This window comes from Streptomyces lichenis (genome assembly GCF_023218175.1).
Taxonomy (GTDB): domain Bacteria; phylum Actinomycetota; class Actinomycetes; order Streptomycetales; family Streptomycetaceae; genus Streptomyces; species Streptomyces lichenis.
In genome coordinates, this window is record NZ_JALPTH010000030.1 from 1 (window position 1) to 15,759 (window position 15,759).

Here is a 15,759-nt window from a genome sequence, read left to right on the forward strand (position 1 = left end):
CGGGGTCCTTGCGGGCCTCGGTCTCGCGGGTGATGACCGGCATGTTGTGGGGGCCGGCGACCAGGGGGCGCAGGATGAGTGAGGCCCACTGGGGCGGTCCGATGTGGACCGGCTGTGAGGCCCACTCGGCGGTTGCCCGGTCCTGGCAGATGACGAGCAGGGCGGGGTGTTGGCCGTACTTGTTGTACAGGTAGGAGAGGTAGTAGGCCCAGCTGGCGGGCTTGGCTGGATCCCGCTTGCCTTGGGCTTCGACGGCGAGGAGGAATTCGCCCTCTTCCTCGGTTTCGAAGCGCAGCAGGGTGTCGAGTCGTCGTTCGAGGGGGCGGGTCTCGGTGAGGTCGGTCGGTAAGGCGGTCATCGAGATCGGGGTGCCGAAGGGCACGCCGAGTACCTCGGCCACGCTACTGAACAGCGCCGGATACTCCTCGAAGATCCGGTGCATCGCCTCATGAGGCGAGCTGACCATCGGACTCCTTCTTGATTGTCGGATGGGGTGAGACCCCCGGACCCGCTCGGCTCAGGCCGCCTCGGTGGCGGCCATGGCCGCTTCTCGGCAGTCGCGGCAGCGTGCGGTCGGGTCGGGGGAGCGGAAGGACCGGTCGCAGCCGGTGCAGTTGATCAGCGGGTCGGGGGCCTTCGGCCCGGGCGGCAGCGCGGGCAGTGGCGGCGGCAGTTGGGCGGTGAGCCGGTGGGCGAGGAAGCCCGCGGGCCGGGCCAGTAGTGGTGGCAGGCCGGTCGTGAGGGCGAGGCGTACGGCCTCGGGGGCCACCTCCCGCTCCAGCCAGGCGGCCACCGCCGGGGTCAGCCGCCGGACCTCCCGTTCGCCCAGGACCAGCCGGGGATCGTCGCGGCGCAGCCCGGCCAGCAGGTCGGCGGCCAGGTGGTGGCGCTCCGGGTCGAGGGTCTGGGGTGTGGGAAGCGGCGGTGGTGGCGGGGAGGGCGCCGGTGCAGCCGCCGGGGGTGCCGGTTCCTTCGGTGGCGACGGTGGTACGGGGGCCGGTGTCGGGGACGAGTCGCCGGGCGGTACGGGATCGGGCTCCGGCCCCTCCGCGTCCGGGTGGTTGTACGAGACGGTACGGGTGACGACCTTGCCGTTGGGCAGCCGCTCCCGGGTCCGCGAGAGGTAGCGGTGCTCCTCCAACTCCCGTAGGGCGGCGGCGATCCGGTGCTCGCTCTCGGGGAAGCGGTCGGCGAGGGCCTTGATGCCGATCTTGGCCCCGTCGGGCAGCGACTGGATGTGGACGGCGAGCCCGATCGCGACCAGCGACAACTGGTGATGTTGGGCGAGGTGGTTGCCGACGACGGTGAAGCCGGTCCTGTGCCGGACCTTGACGTGAATCACGCCGGAAGGAGTGACACGGCGGCGATCGCCGAACGGGGCGCGCGAGGGCGCGCTAGGGTGCTGAACAGCCATGGGGAAGGGACTGCTTCCTTGTTGGTCAGGCCCTCGGTTGGAAGGTGAGAGTTCCGGTCGGGGGCCGACGTATGTCTGAGGTGATCGCCGCGAGCATATGCCCGCCAACCCACCCGAATGCCAGCCCGATTGGACAAAATCACCCGGGAGGGTGACGGGTACCGGAGGGTGGGTGGGGTGGGTGGTTTTCCCGGTCCTTTCCTTACTTCCTTTGGTCTTCTTACGTCGGGCCGCACCGCGTCGCGCACCACCGGGTCGTGGAATCCCACGCCCCGGTCCCGCCGGCCTCGGGGCCGGTCGAGCGGCCGGTCACGATACGAGATCCAGCTCCACCCAGACGGTCTTCCGGGGCACCGGCCCGACCGTCACACCCCAGCGGTCGGCGAGCGCCTCGACGATCAGCAGCCCGCGTCCCGACTCGGCGTCCTGTCGGGGCCGCAGCTCGGGTTCGCCTCCACCGCCTGGGCGGACTTCGTGACGTACGCGTCCGGGAGCTGACCCCGGCACGACGCACGCGCGCCCCGGTCCCGGTGATCGCCGGGGGCGGGGCGCGCTGTCGTTCGTCGTCGTGCGGAAGGCCCGCCGGGCCTCAGTCCGCCCGGAGGAAGGCCGAGGTGGATACCCGGCCCAGCAGGGTGAAGCGGGAGCCGCCGCGGGCCAGATGGACGTCGGCGGCCTGCTGGACTCCGGGCCACTTGTTGTCGCCGTAGTCGTCCAGGACCACGACCGCGCCCGGGGCGGCGATCTCCTCGACCCATTCCAGGTCCGCGGCCACGCCGTCCGCCGAGTGGTCGCCGTCCACGATGATCACGCCGTAGGCGCGGTCGGAGACGGCCTTGCGGACCTCGGGGTCGGAGGAGAAGCCGCGCTGGATGCGGGAGGTGTACGCGCCGGGGCTGCCGGCCAGGGCCAGGTTGGCGCGCACCACGTCCTCGCGGACCGGGGTGCCGGTCGGGTCGGCGTTGCCCGCGGTGCCGGGCTGGAGCTGGGAGCCGGCCAGCGGGTCCACGATGGTCAGCTCGGGCTCGATGCCCGCGCGGTGCGTCATGCGGAGCAGGGCGGCGGCGAACTGGCCGTAGAGAGTGCCGATTTCCAGGATGCTGCCGTTCGGCGGGGTGAGCAGCGGGACGGTGGCCAGCTTGCCGCAGATGTTGGAGGTGGACCCGGCCAGCCGGCCGATGCCCAGGGCCTCCTGGGCGACCAGGGTGCGGAAGGCGGTGACCACCGCGCGGCGGGCGTGCTCGGGGCTGCCGCTGACGGCGCCGACTTGGCGGACCAGGGTGTCGATCACCTGCGGGGTGGGCATCCGGTGGGTGCCGCGACCGGTGCCGTCGACCAGCAGGCCGAGCGCGTACTGCCGCTCCCGGAGCTCCGCGACCTCCTTCGCCAGCGCCGCCAGCTCGGTCCGCAGGGGCCGTGCCGCGCGTTCCGCGGTCTTCCGCAGATGAGGTTCGGCGAGCCGGTAGGCCGGTCGCAGGAGCCGCTTCGCCAACCGTGGGGTGTCTGGGGCCATGCCTCGGAAACCTATGGGCGGGCGGGCGCGGTTGCCCACCACGGGGCCGTGCTCGGCGGATGAACAGTGGGTGTCCGGCGGCTGAACCGCCGCCGGGGAGTGCGCCGGAGGTGTTTGCGGCGCTTGTCGTTCCGGCGTGAGGCTTGCCGCCCGCCTCCCGGTGGTTCACGGGGTGTACCCGCGCTGCTCCCCCATAGCAATTTGATCGAATGATCGAAAGTGCGTGAACGGTTGACGGTCTCGATCGAACGCACTAGAAACGACCACGCCGGGTCCCCCGGGGGCTCTCAACTCCCCACAATCCAGGAGGGTTCCATGCCTCGGCTCCATGCGAAATCGCAGGTCTTTCTCGCGGTGTCGGCGACAGCCGCGCTGCTGGTGTCCGCTTCGCCCGCCTCCGCCTCCGTCATCTGGAACGGCGACGCCGCCCTCGGGACGAAGGTCTTCGGCACCACGCTGTGCGACTCTCCCGGGCGGGTCACGGTCGGAAACTGGAACGACGGCCACGGCAGCTTCTTCCGGTTCGACAAGCCGGCCGGTTCCACCTCGCGCTGCGAGGGGCACAACGTCCGCCTGCCCAACGGCCAGGAGTACGCCTGGCAGAACAACAAGACGTACTGGTTCGGCTGGGACTCGATGACCAAGACCGGGGACACCGGCTGCGTCTTCCAGTGGAAGTCCAACGGCACCAACGACCAGCACAGCCAGAACTACCCCGTGCTGATGAAGGTGGAAGGGGGCAGGCTCAAGGCGTGGTACGTGGCCACCGGCGAGGAGTGGATCCTCATCGGCAGCACGCCCTGGAGTGCCGGAGAGTGGCACTCCATCCAGCTCGGCATCACCACCAGCTCCTCCGGTGGCGGCACCTTGGACATCTACAAGGACGGCGTGCGGTTCGCCTCCCGCTCCAACGCCCGCACCTGGGACAACCTGGGCAACAAGCCCCGGTGGGGCACGTACTTCGGCACGGACAACACCAAGGCCTCCATCAACTGGGTCGCCGGGCTGAAGCTGGGCACCACGCGAGCCGACGTCCTGTAGGGAGCGTCGGCCGGTCCGCCCGAGGCCCGGCTCCGGCTCCATGGACGTGCCGGAGCCGGACGGGCCGCCCCCCCCTACGGCGTACCGCTCCACCTCTGGGTGCTGCGCAAGTCCGCGCCCACCGCCTCCCCCGCCCCGACCTCCTCGTCGTGGACGCCGCGTCCGACACCCAGCAGGCGGCGGGCGGCACCGGGGCCGACCGGGCGGGGGCGGGCGGCCGTCCGCCCGGCGTCACTGTCGGCGAACTCGCCCGTACCGGGGCGCTGGAGCTGCACTCCGGCGGTTCGGGAGCCGGGTCGGCGCGGGTCCTCACCGAGCACGACGTGTTCACGGGGGAGCCGCCCTCCGGGAGCCTGCCCGCCGGACCCGGCGACGAGCCCGTGCTGCTCCGGGCCGGGGACGTCGTCGTGCCCGTCCTCGGCGGCGGCCGGGCGGCCCGGGTGGTGGACGAGGCCACCGCGGGCGCCGCGCTCGGCCGCAACCTGCAACTGCTGCGCCCCGATCCGGCCGCCCTGGACCCCTGGTTCCTGGCCGGCTTCCTGCGCGGCACCGCCAACCAGCGGCAGGCCAGCAGCTACACCACCACCTCCACCCGGCTCGACGTACGCCGGCTCCAGCTGCCGCGGCTGCCGCCGGCCGAACAGCGACGCCTGGGCGAGCGGTTCCGGGCGCTGGCCGAGTTCGAGGCCGCGCTGCGGCTGGCCGGGCGGCTCGGCGAGCGGCTGGTGCGGGGCATGTACGACGGGCTGACGGACGGCGCCATCGAGGCGTGAGGCCCGCCGCGGGGGGCCACCGGGGCGCGATCGTGATCGGTTCGGCAACGGTTCGGTGCAACCCCGGCCGCCCTGTCGGTGTCGATGTATACGCTCACATGCGCAGAGCACCCGTTCGCGCCCGAACCACCCCGCACCTCGTCCGTCCAGGAGCAGCAATGTACGGCCCCGGCACCGCACCGCCACCGCCCCGGCGTCCCTCCGACGGCGCGCTCATCGGCCTGCGCGTGCTGTTCTCGGTACTGACGTTCCTCAGCTGCGGACTGCTCGGCTGGGCCGCCATGCTGCGGCTCGCCCTCGTCACCCGGCGCCCCCGGGACTGGTTCCTGTTCGGTCTGACGCTGCTGCTCACCATCGGGCTGTTCATCTACAGCGGGACGGCCCCGACGGACGTGAAGGGCGAGATCGGCGACGGCGCGTCGGTGGTGATCGCGGTGTGGCTGGTCCTGCTGATCGCCTCGGTGCTCAGCCTCTATCTGAGCCTGGAGGTCCAGCACTTCAACCGGCTGGCCACCGCCCCCTACGGCTCCGCCGGCGGCCATGGCGGCACCGGCGGCTACGGCTACCCGGGCCCGGCGACCGCCACCGTCCCCACCCCCCACCACACCCCGCCGCCGCACCACACCCCGCCGCCGCGCCAGGCTCCTGTCCACCAGCCGCCCGCGCACCGGCAGGCACCGGCCGCCACCCCGCCGCCGGAGCCCCGGCAGCACCCCGCGGCCTCCCAGCCGCCCTCGCACCGCATCCACCAGGTGCGCGCCGAGCTGGACGAGCTCAGCGACCTCCTGAGGCAGGACCGGCAGGACGGCCGCGACAGCCGCCGGGAAGAGGAGAAGTGAACGGACGCCTCATCGCCGGGCGCTACGAACTGTCCACCCTGATAGGCCAGGGCGGCATGGGCCAGGTGTGGACCGCCTACGACAGCCGGCTGGACCGCCGGGTGGCCGTCAAGCTGCTGCGCCCCGACGCCATGGCCCCGGCCACCGCCGCCGACGAGATGCGCCGCCGCTTCGTCCGCGAATGCCGAGTCACCGCCCAGGTCAGCCACCCCGGCCTGGTCACCGTGCACGACGCCGGCAGCGAGGACAGCGACCTCTACCTGGTCATGCAGTACGTGGAGGGCGCCGACCTGGCCGACCACCTCTCCGAGCACGACCCCTACCCCTGGCGCTGGGCCGTGGGGGTCGCCGCCCAGCTCTGCGCGGTGCTCGCCGCCGTCCACGCCGTGCCGATCGTCCACCGCGACCTCAAGCCGCGGAACGTCATGGTCAAGCCGGACGGCACGGTCACCGTGCTCGACCTCGGCATCGCCTCCGCGATCGACACCGACACCACCCGCCTCACCCACACCGGCTCGCCCATCGGCAGCCCCGCCTACATGGCGCCCGAGCAGGCCATGGGCGGCGCGGTCGGCCCGTACACCGACCTGTACGCGCTCGGCGCACTGCTCCACGAACTCCTCAGCGGGAACGTCCCCTTCACCGGATCCACCGCGCTCGGGGTGCTCCACCGCCACCTCTACGAGCCGCCGCTGCCGCTGCGCCGGCTCCGCCCCGAGGTCCCCGAACCGCTCGAAGCGCTGGTGCTCCGGCTGCTCGCCAAGGACCCGCAGGACCGGCCCGACGGCGCCCAGGCGGTGTACGAGGCGCTCGCCCCGCTGCTGCCCCCGCGCGGCGGGGCGCCCGGGCCGATGGACCCCACCCGGCCCTTCGCCCGCCCCCACGCGCCCTGGCCCGACCGGGCCTCGGCCACCGCCGCGGTCATCCCGCCGCCCCCGCCGATCGCGCCGCCCACGGCCCCGCCCACCGCCCGCCTGGACGTGGCCGGGGCGGTGGAGGAGGTCAAGCGGCTGCTCGCGGAGGGCAGCATCGCCCGGGCCGTGGACCTGCTCGGCTCCATCCTCCCGGCGGCCGCCGCCGAGCACGGCGAGCACTCCCCGGTGGTCAGCATCCTGCGCAAGCAGTACGCCTCCACGCTGATGGACGACGGCCAGTACCGCCGCGCCCTGCCCGAGCTGCGGCGGCTCGCCGACGACCGCGCGGGCCAGGCCGGACCGGGCGACCCGGCCACCCTCCAGTTCCGCTACGACGCGGCCTTCTGCCTGGAGCAGCTCGGCGAGACCGCCGCCGCGCTCACCGAGTACCGGGCCCTGCTCCCGTACCACGAGAGCACCACCCTGGCGCCCGGCGCCGACCTGTCCCGGGCCTTCGACATCCGCCACCGCATCGGCAACCTGCTGCTCGCCATGGGCGACCACAGCGCCGCCCACCAGCAGTTGCAGAACCTCCTCTACGACACCGAGCGCGCCTACGGCCCCTACCACCCGCTCGCCACCGAGCTCCGCCGCGCCCTGGACCGCCAACGCCAGATGCGCGGCTTCTGAGCCCGAACGCGCTTGATCGTGAAGGGACTTGTGCGCTCCGCGGTCAGAGCGGTGCGCGCCCGGAACAGCCGGGGATGCCTCCGGAAACGTAGCTTCGCCTCGACGCCGGCGATGACGGCGACGACGAGAGGGGAGCACCCATGAGGTACCCGAGACGGCTCTTCGACCGGACTGAACGCGGTGGCCGTGCACGGTCCGTGCTGCGGGCGGGGCTGGTGGCCCTGGCCGCCGCCGGACTGCTGGGCACGATCGCCGTGCCCCCGGCCGCCGCGGCCCGCAACGAATCGGCATGGGTCAACGGCGGTGGCGGTGCCCGCACCAACTCCGCGCCGAGCGTCCTGAACACCGGCGGCATCGAGTACACGGCCATCCTCGGTCTCGACAACCGCATCTACGTCAGTTACAACGGCAACGGGTTCCGGCAGATCCCCAGCCGCCATGAGACGCACCACGCTCCGGCCATCGTCACCATGGCCGGCCGGATCGTCGTCTTCCACACGGGTACGGACGGAGCCACCTACTACACGCTCCTGCAGAACCTGGAGAACAACAGCTGGTCGGGGTGGACCCGGGTCCCCGGCAACGCGGTCAGTGCGGCTCCTCCGTCGGTCGTCGTGCTCGACCGCAACGTCGCGGCGATCACGCTCAGCGTGTCGAACGGACGTATCGCGGTCCAGCGCATGGAGATCCAGCCGGGCGGGACGACCTACCGCACCAACTACCAGGAAGTGCCGAACTTCGAGATCCCCACCGACCTGCGATTCGGCGAGTCCGTCTTCTCCTGGACCTGGTCCAATCGGCTCGGGAACCGGGAGAACTACGTGAACCTGGCCGTGGTCGGCATGGACCACCATGTGTGGCAGGGCGCCTACAACGTCGACAACCCGAGCCAGACCGTCGCCCCCTCGCAGGTACCGGGCGGAGGCGTGTGCGAGTCCGGCATCGCCGGAGCGCGCGGCGGCCCGCCGGACCGGGTCGCCGGCCCGGGCGAACCCGGCTACCACAGCATGGCGCACCAGGCGTTCGCCTGCATCGGAACCGACGGCAACACCTGGGTCAACCAGACCAGCGACGGCGGTGCCACCTACGACGGCTGGAACCGCACCACGGACGGCGCGGGCCCCTCGAACTCCCAGCCGTCCCTCGCCGGGGCCGGGACCACCCTCAACCTGAGCATCCGCTGGAACGGCAACGCCGACCGCCGCTTCCCGGACAACGCCGTGGTCGAGAAGAGCCTGTTCTGACGGTTCCCGGGGCCCGGGCCCCGGTGCGGTGAGGCGGCAGCACCCCGGGTGCCCCTCGCTCGTTGCACGGGGCAGCGGTACGCGCGGTGCCACCGAGACCGGTGGTGTCGAAACGGTGGCCCGCGCCACATCCGCTGCATACCATCGATCACCGCAAGGTCGTTGTCCACCGCCGCACGACCCACGCCGGGAGGCTCCTTTGCACCGCCGCCGTCGCACCGCCCTCGCCGCCACCGCCGCAGCCCTGGCCGCCGCCCCGTTGCTGACCGCCTGCGGGAGCGAGGCCCGTCCCGGCGCGGCGGCCGTCGTCGGCGGCGACCGTATCGAGGTCTCCGCGCTCCAGGCGCAGGTCCGCCAGGTGCGCGACGCCCAGCAGGCCTCGCCCGAGTCGGCGCAGCTCATCCGGGCCACCGGCGACCTCAGCCGGGAGAAGCTGAACGGGATGATCTTCGACCGGGTGGTGGACCGGGTCGCCGCCGAGCAGGGCGTGACCGCCAGCCGCAAGGAGATCCAGGACACCCGGAAGTCCGCCGCCTCGCAGAGCGGCGGCGAGGAGCAGCTGGCCGCGATGCTGCTCCAGCAGCAGGGGGTGGCGCCCGGGGAGATCGACGCCGTGGTCCGGCGCAACGTCCTGATGGGCAAGATCGCCGAGAAGGCGGGCGCCGGCAACGACCCGGCCGGACAGCAGAAGCTGACCGGGCTGTTCACCGCCGCGTCCAAGGACCTGGGCATCGACGTGAACCCGCGCTACGGGACCTGGGACGACGCCAGAATCCAGCTCGGCGAGTACCGGGCGCCCTGGCTCCGGCAGGTCACCACCCGGCAGCCCGCCCAGCCCGAGCAGGCCTGAGCTGAGGCGGTACGTTTCACCGGCGGTACGTTTCAGGGGTGAACGAGAACCCCGCCGCCGCCACGCCTGCCGGCCGTATCGTCCTGCTCACCGCCAGCCACCGGGTGGCGCCGGGACTGCTGTCCTGGCCCGCCTGGCAGGCGCTGCGCACGGCCGACCGTGTGCTGTGCGCCGACCCGGACCACCCCCAGCTGCCATATCTGGCTGAGGCGGGCGTCACCGTGGAGCCCGCCGCCCCCTTGGCCGAGGAGCTGGTCGGGGCGTGCGCGGACGGGGCGGTGGTGGTCGTGCTGGCCACCGGGGAGGGGGATCGGGCGCTGACCGACGGGCTGGCCCGGCTGGCCGGCTCCGGCCGTACCGCCATGCCGGAGCTGGAGCTGCTGCCCGGCTCCTACGACCTGCCGGGCGCCCGGCTGCTCGACCTGGTCGAGGTGATGGACCGCATCCGCCGCGCCTGCCCCTGGTCCTCCCGGCAGACCCACCGGGGCCTCGCCAAGTACGCCGTGGAGGAGGCGTACGAGCTGGTCGAGGCCATCGAGGACGGTGACCGGGACGAGCTGCGCGAGGAGCTCGGGGACGTCCTGCTCCAGGTGGTCTTCCACGCCCGGATCGCGGAGGAGGACCCCGAGGAGCCGTTCTCCGTGGACGAGGTGGCCGGCACCATCGTGGAGAAGCTCATCCACCGCCACCCCCATGTCTTCGGCGACGCCCGCGCCGAGACCCCGGAGGAGGTCAAGGAGCACTGGCTGCGCACCAAGGCCGCCGAGAAGCAGCGCGCCTCGGTCACCGACGGCGTCCCGGTCGGGCAGCCCGGCCTCGCCCTCGCCGCCAAGCTCGCGAGCCGGGTCCGCACCGCCGGCCTCGACGTCCCGCTCCCGACGGGCCCCGGCCTCGGTTACGACCTGCTCGCCCTCGCCGCCCGCGCCGACGCCCAGGGCATCGACCCCGAAGCCGCCCTCCGCGCCGCCGGCCGCGCCTACCGCGACGCCATCCGCGCGGCCGAGGGGCTGCCCGCGGGACGGGAGCCGGGCCGGGGCGGCAGCCAGGACGCCGAACAGCACGAGGACGACGCCCGATGAGCGCCGCCCCCGAATCCGCCCCCGGCTCCACCCCCGCCGGCTGCCCCGTCTCCGGGGCTGCCGCGCCCGCGCCGGAGTTGTTCACCTGGGAGTTCGCCACCGATCCGTATCCGGCGTACGCCTGGCTGCGGGAGCATGAGCCGGTGCACCGGACGCGGTTGCCCAGTGGGGTGGAGGCCTGGTTGGTCACCCGGTACGGGGACGCCCGGCAGGCGCTGGCGGACCAGCGGCTGAGCAAGAATCCGGCGCACCACGACGAGCCGGCGCACGCCAAGGGCAAGACCGGCATTCCGGGCGAGCGCAAGGCCGAGCTGATGACCCATCTGCTCAACATCGACCCGCCGGACCACACCCGGCTGCGGCGGCTGGTGTCCAAGGCGTTCACCCCGCGCCGGGTGGCCGAGTTCGCGCCCCGGGTGCAGGAGCTGACCGACCGGCTGATCGACGGCTTCGCGGCGCGGGGCAGCGCCGACCTGATCCATGAGTTCGCCTTCCCGCTGCCCATCTACGCCATCTGCGACCTGCTCGGCGTCCCGCGCGAGGACCAGGACGACTTCCGCGACTGGGCGGGGATGATGATCCGGCACGGCGGCGGGCCGCGAGGGGGCGTCGCCCGGTCGGTGAAGAAGATGCGCGGCTATCTCGCCGAGCTGATCCACCGCAAGCGGGCCGAGCCGGGGGAGGACCTGATCTCGGGGCTGATCCGGGCCTCGGACCATGGTGAGCACCTGACCGGGAACGAGGCCGCCGCGATGGCCTTCATCCTGCTCTTCGCCGGTTTCGAGACCACCGTCAATCTCATCGGCAACGGGGTGTACGCGCTGCTGCGCAACCCCGGGCAGCGGGCCCGGTTGCAGGAGTCGCTGGCCGCGGGGGAGCAAGGGCTGCTGGAGACCGGGGTGGAGGAACTGCTGCGCTACGACGGCCCGGTGGAGCTGGCCACCTGGCGGTTCGCCACCGAGCCGCTCACCCTGGGCGGGCAGCGGATCGCCACCGGGGACCCGGTGCTGGTCGTCCTCGCCGCCGCCGACCGGGACCCGGAGCGGTTCGACCGGCCCGACACCCTGGACCTGGCCCGCCGGGACAACCAGCACCTCGGCTACGGCCACGGCGTCCACTACTGCCTGGGCGCCCCGCTCGCCCGGCTGGAGGGCCAGACCGCGCTGGCCACCCTGCTCACCCGCCTCCCCGACCTCCGCCTCGACGCCGACCCGGCCGAACTGCGCTGGCGCGGCGGCCTGATCATGCGGGGGCTGCGGCAGCTCCCGGTCGCCTTCACGCCCGCGCCGGCGGGCCCGGGAAGTCGGTAGGTCCCCGCTCGTCCGGCCATGTCCGACATGACGCAAGCTGACACCGCGTCAATATTGTGATCTTGGCGTGATCTCCGCTGCATCGACTTGTGACTGACGTTCGAATGCCGCTACTTTCTCGGACACCTCAGCTGTCACGCGAAAGGCTCACCGCATGCGCTCCGGGAACGGCCGGCACCGACGACCCCGTCAAGCCCCCGCCATCGTCGTCGCGGCAGGGGTGACCGGATCGGCCATCGCCCTTCCGCTGCTGGGCGCGGGCACCGCCACGGCCGCAGACGCCGCCACCTGGGACCGGGTCGCCGAGTGCGAGTCCGGCGGCATGTGGAGCGCCGACCTCGGCAACGGCTTCTACGGCGGGCTCCAGATGTCCCAGGAGACCTGGGAGTCCCACGGCGGCCTCGCCCACGCCGCCCGGCCGGATCTGGCCAGCCGCTCCCAGCAGATCGCGGTGGCCGAGAAGGTGTACGCGGCCGGCGGCGCGGCGGCCTGGCAGACCTGCGCGCCCATCGCCGGGCTCGGCGAGGACGACGCCTCCCGGAACCCGGCCCCGTCCCCGGCCGCCGGTGACACGGACGGCGAGCCGGCGACGTCCGCCGAGACCCCGCACGGCGAGCGGGATGCCGCCCCGACCACCACGGGCTCGGCCTCCCGCGACGCCGACCGGTCCGAGATCGAGCCGGAGGCGCCGGAGAAGACCGACGCGGCCGACGCCCGGGCCTCCGCCTCCACCACCGCGGACTCCGAGGCGTCCGCCTCCGGCACCGGCAAGCACCGCGGCAAGCCCGCACCCGAGGAGGAGCCGGCCACCGAGCCCTCCGCCGACCCGTCCGCGAGCACCGGCGCCGACCCGGCCGGCGAGGCCGGGCGCGACCAGCAGCCGGCCGCCACCGGCCCGGGGCTGCCCGGCGACGAGGAGACCGCTGCCGAGGGCACCGAGGGCGAGCGGGAGGACGAGGCCCGCACCTCGCGCGGCGAGGGCGCCGAGCGCGGCTCGGTGGGCACCGACCCCGGCGCATACACCGTCCAGCCCGGCGACAACCTCACCGCCATCGCCCAGGAGCGGGAGCTGGACGGCGGCTGGACCGCCCTCTACGAGGCCAACAAGGACACCGTCGGCACCGACCCCGACCTCATCCTCCCCGGTCAGGACCTCCAGCTGACGGAGGACCAGAAGTAGGCCGAGCAGGGGTGGAAGGCGGTCTGCGGCCAGGTGATCCGAGAGGATTACGTGGCCGTTTGTCCGTTTACGGGCGGGTGGGGCGCGAGTGAGACATGGGTCTCTTTGCCCCAACTGGCGCCCCTCGTCCGCCCGGTACGCCCAATGTGCCCGCTACCAGCGCAAACGCCCGTCACGGGGGCCGCGATACGGGCGCATTGACCTTGATGTCCGTTTTTGATCTCGGGAGAGGTCTGTGTCTACGGTCGTCATCGCTCGCTCACCGCGGGCCCCGCCGACCGGAACGCCGAATCCTGCCGCCGGCCGTCGGGCACAGTCGTCGCGTCATGCGCCGAAGGCAGGAGCGGGGGACCCAAGGTAAGTGCCGCGGACGGCCGCCGTGCGAGGACTCGTCAGGAGTCCCGTACGACCGACCGGACCGGCTTGGGGTGAAGTCGCCACCGTGCGACCGGGCCAACTCACTCGCCCGAACCCGACAGCTCACCTCGCAGGCGTCGGTGAGGAGATGACCCATGCTGTTTTCCGGCAAGGCCAAGCACCGTCGCCCGTCCAAGGCCGTCCGTTTCGCCGCGTTCGCCGGTATCACCGGTGCCGCCGTGGCCGCCCCGCTGCTGGGCGCCACCTCCGCCTCCGCCGCCACCACCGCTGAGTGGGACAAGGTCGCCCAGTGCGAGTCCGGCGGCGACTGGTCCATCAACACCGGCAACGGCTACTACGGCGGCGTGCAGTTCTCGGCGTCCACCTGGGCCGCGTACGGCGGCACCAGCTACGCCCCCACCGCCGACCAGGCCTCGAAGTCCCAGCAGATCGCGGTCGCCGAGAAGGTGCTCGCCAGTCAGGGCAAGGGTGCCTGGCCGAGCTGCGGCGTCGACCTGTCCGGCGCCTCCGCGCAGAGCGGCGGCGGCGAGGAGTCCGCCCCGCAGCAGCAGGCCCAGCCCCAGCCGCAGCAGCAGGAGCGCAAGGCCGAGCAGCCCACCACCCGCAGCCAGCAGCGCACCGCGCCGCAGGCCGCCCCGAAGGCCGACACCGGCTCCGGCTCCGCCTCGGGCTCCGGCGAGAAGGTCACCACCCCGACCGGCAAGAAGGTCGAGAAGGGCGACGGCGAGTACAAGGTGAAGACCGGCGACACCCTCTCCACCATCGCCGGTGCGAAGAAGGTCCAGGGCGGCTGGAGCAAGCTGTTCGAGCTCAACAAGGACATCGTCGACGACGCCGACCTGATCTACCCGGGCCAGCAGCTCCACCTGAGCTGAGCCCCCCGGCCCCTGACGGGGCCGCCCCCGGCGCGCCTCCGGTGCTTTTCGCGGACACCGGCGGCGTACGGCGACCCCGGCCCGGATCCGTCCGGGCCGGGGTCCGCCACATCCGGGCCCGGGGCACCTGGCGGCTACCGATCGGTAGGTTCTGCCGCCATATGTCCGGTGATCCCATCGGATGACCCCTTTTTCGTCCCAGCGGGCGGGCGCCGACGGGCGGCGGACCCCCGGGCGGTTAGGCTCTTGCCGCAAGGCCCTACCGGCCCTGCACTCCACGCGTCACCCCTTGCGTCACATCCCAGAAGGAGATGCTCGTGCCGTCCATCGACGTCGTCGTAGCCCGGGAAATCCTCGACTCGCGAGGCAACCCCACGGTCGAGGTCGAGGTCGGCCTCGACAACGGCAGCACCGGCCGTGCCGCCGTCCCGTCCGGTGCCTCCACCGGCGCGTTCGAGGCCCTTGAGCTCCGTGACGGGGACACCAACCGCTACCTCGGCAAGGGTGTCGAGAAGGCCGTCCTCGCCGTCATCGAGCAGATCGGCCCGGAGCTCGTCGGCTACGACGCCACCGAGCAGCGGCTGATCGACCAGGCGATGTTCGACCTGGACGCCACCCCGGACAAGTCCTCGCTCGGCGCCAACGCCATCCTCGGCGTCTCCCTCGCCGTGGCGCACGCCGCCTCCGAGGCCGCCGACCTGCCGCTCTTCCGCTACCTGGGCGGCCCCAACGCGCACCTGCTGCCGGTGCCGATGATGAACATCCTCAACGGCGGCTCGCACGCGGACTCCAACGTGGACATCCAGGAGTTCATGATCGCCCCGATCGGCGCGGAGTCCTTCTCCGAGGCCCTGCGCTGGGGCGCCGAGGTCTACCACACCCTGAAGAAGGTGCTGAAGGAGAAGGGCCTGGCCACCGGCCTGGGCGACGAGGGCGGCTTCGCGCCGGACCTCGGCTCCAACCGGGAGGCCCTGGACCTCATCCTGGAGGCGGTCAAGAAGGCCGGCTACGAGCCCGGCAAGGACATCGCGCTCGCCCTGGACGTCGCCGCCTCCGAGTTCTACAAGGACGGCTCCTACGAGTTCGAGGGCAAGTCCCGCTCGGCCGCCGAGATGACCGACTACTACGCGGAGCTGGTCGAGGCCTACCCGCTGGTCTCCATCGAGGACCCGCTGTTCGAGGACGACTGGGCCGGCTGGAAGACCATCACCGAGAAGCTCGGCACCAAGGTGCAGCTGGTCGGCGACGACCTGTTCGTCACCAACCCCGAGCGCCTGGGCCGCGGCATCGAGGAGGGCATCGCCAACGCCCTGCTGGTCAAGGTCAACCAGATCGGCTCGCTGACCGAGACCCTGGACGCCGTCGAGATGGCCCAGCGCAACGGCTTCAAGTGCATGATGTCGCACCGCTCCGGCGAGACCGAGGACGTCACCATCGCCGACCTCGCCGTCGCCACCAACTGCGGCCAGATCAAGACCGGCGCCCCGGCCCGCTCCGAGCGCGTCGCCAAGTACAACCAGCTGCTGCGCATCGAGGAGATGCTGGACGACGCCGCGGTCTACGCCGGCCGCTCCGCCTTCCCGCGGTTCCGCTTCGAGGGCTGACAGGCACAGCCGCTTCGCGGACTGACAAGCACAGCCGGTTCGAGGGCTGACGCCCGCGACCGAGCACGGCTGACACCCGCTCAGCACGGCGCACGCCGCCTCCTTCCGTACGTCC

The 15,759-nt window shown here is 72.7% G+C and carries 12 protein-coding genes, 3 pseudogenes and 1 riboswitch; of the genes and pseudogenes, 11 read left to right on the plus strand and 4 right to left on the minus strand.

Going from position 1 to position 15,759, the window contains the following annotated elements; genetic code table 11:
- The 4 genes and pseudogenes from M1O15_RS25485 to M1O15_RS25500 form a co-directional block, all read right to left on the minus strand.
- Positions 1-466 (minus strand): annotated as a pseudogene (locus M1O15_RS25485) (hypothetical protein); the annotation flags it as partial.
- Between the two features lie 51 nt (positions 467-517).
- A complete protein-coding gene (locus M1O15_RS25490; RefSeq protein WP_248636518.1) occupies positions 518-1,414 on the minus strand; it encodes a helix-turn-helix domain-containing protein in 897 nt (298 codons plus the stop codon).
- A gap of 309 nt (positions 1,415-1,723) precedes the next feature.
- Positions 1,724-1,849, minus strand: a pseudogene (locus M1O15_RS25495) (ATP-binding protein); the annotation flags it as partial.
- Positions 1,850-2,003: 154 nt separating this feature from the next.
- Positions 2,004-2,927, minus strand: coding sequence for a class I SAM-dependent methyltransferase (locus M1O15_RS25500; RefSeq protein ID WP_248636519.1), 924 nt, complete (start codon positions 2,925-2,927; stop codon positions 2,004-2,006).
- Between the two features lie 315 nt (positions 2,928-3,242).
- Here M1O15_RS25500 and M1O15_RS25505 point away from each other — a divergent pair, with 315 nt between their 5' ends.
- From M1O15_RS25505 to eno, 11 genes and pseudogenes are all read left to right on the plus strand, one after another.
- Positions 3,243-3,968: a polysaccharide lyase family protein gene (locus M1O15_RS25505; RefSeq protein ID WP_248636520.1), complete on the plus strand. Its 726-nt coding sequence runs from the start codon at positions 3,243-3,245 to the stop codon at positions 3,966-3,968.
- A 224-nt stretch (positions 3,969-4,192) separates the two neighbouring features.
- A pseudogene (locus tag M1O15_RS25510) lies at positions 4,193-4,741 on the plus strand (restriction endonuclease subunit S domain-containing protein); the annotation flags it as partial.
- A gap of 158 nt (positions 4,742-4,899) precedes the next feature.
- Complete coding sequence (locus M1O15_RS25515; RefSeq protein ID WP_248636521.1) at positions 4,900-5,580, plus strand: hypothetical protein; 681 nt, start codon at positions 4,900-4,902, stop codon at positions 5,578-5,580.
- The gene (locus M1O15_RS25520; RefSeq protein WP_308282396.1) at positions 5,577-7,124 is read left to right on the plus strand and encodes a serine/threonine-protein kinase; all 1,548 of its coding nucleotides are present in this window, start codon (positions 5,577-5,579) and stop codon (positions 7,122-7,124) included. The genes M1O15_RS25515 and M1O15_RS25520 overlap by 4 nt, the downstream gene beginning before the upstream one ends.
- Before the next feature lie 140 nt (positions 7,125-7,264).
- Positions 7,265-8,368, plus strand: coding sequence for a hypothetical protein (locus M1O15_RS25525; RefSeq protein WP_248636522.1), 1,104 nt, complete (start codon positions 7,265-7,267; stop codon positions 8,366-8,368).
- A 199-nt stretch (positions 8,369-8,567) separates the two neighbouring features.
- Positions 8,568-9,218, plus strand: a complete 651-nt coding sequence (locus M1O15_RS25530; protein WP_248636523.1) for a SurA N-terminal domain-containing protein — start codon at positions 8,568-8,570, stop codon at positions 9,216-9,218.
- Positions 9,219-9,256: 38 nt separating this feature from the next.
- Entirely contained in the window at positions 9,257-10,297 is a 1,041-nt protein-coding gene (locus M1O15_RS25535; protein ID WP_248636524.1) for a nucleoside triphosphate pyrophosphohydrolase, read from the plus strand.
- The gene (locus tag M1O15_RS25540) at positions 10,294-11,607 is read left to right on the plus strand and encodes a cytochrome P450 family protein (RefSeq protein WP_248636525.1); all 1,314 of its coding nucleotides are present in this window, start codon (positions 10,294-10,296) and stop codon (positions 11,605-11,607) included. The genes M1O15_RS25535 and M1O15_RS25540 overlap by 4 nt, the downstream gene beginning before the upstream one ends.
- Before the next feature lie 220 nt (positions 11,608-11,827).
- Positions 11,828-12,787: a transglycosylase family protein gene (locus M1O15_RS25545; RefSeq protein ID WP_248636526.1), complete on the plus strand. Its 960-nt coding sequence runs from the start codon at positions 11,828-11,830 to the stop codon at positions 12,785-12,787.
- Positions 12,788-13,106: 319 nt separating this feature from the next.
- Positions 13,107-13,296, plus strand: a riboswitch (cyclic di-AMP (ydaO/yuaA leader).
- Positions 13,297-13,299: 3 nt separating this feature from the next.
- Entirely contained in the window at positions 13,300-14,040 is a 741-nt protein-coding gene (locus M1O15_RS25550) for a LysM peptidoglycan-binding domain-containing protein (protein WP_248636527.1), read from the plus strand.
- Positions 14,041-14,357: 317 nt separating this feature from the next.
- Positions 14,358-15,644 (plus strand): phosphopyruvate hydratase, encoded by a 1,287-nt coding sequence (gene eno, locus M1O15_RS25555; protein WP_248636528.1) that lies wholly within the window; start codon positions 14,358-14,360, stop codon positions 15,642-15,644.
- Positions 15,645-15,759: the final 115 nt, after the last annotated feature.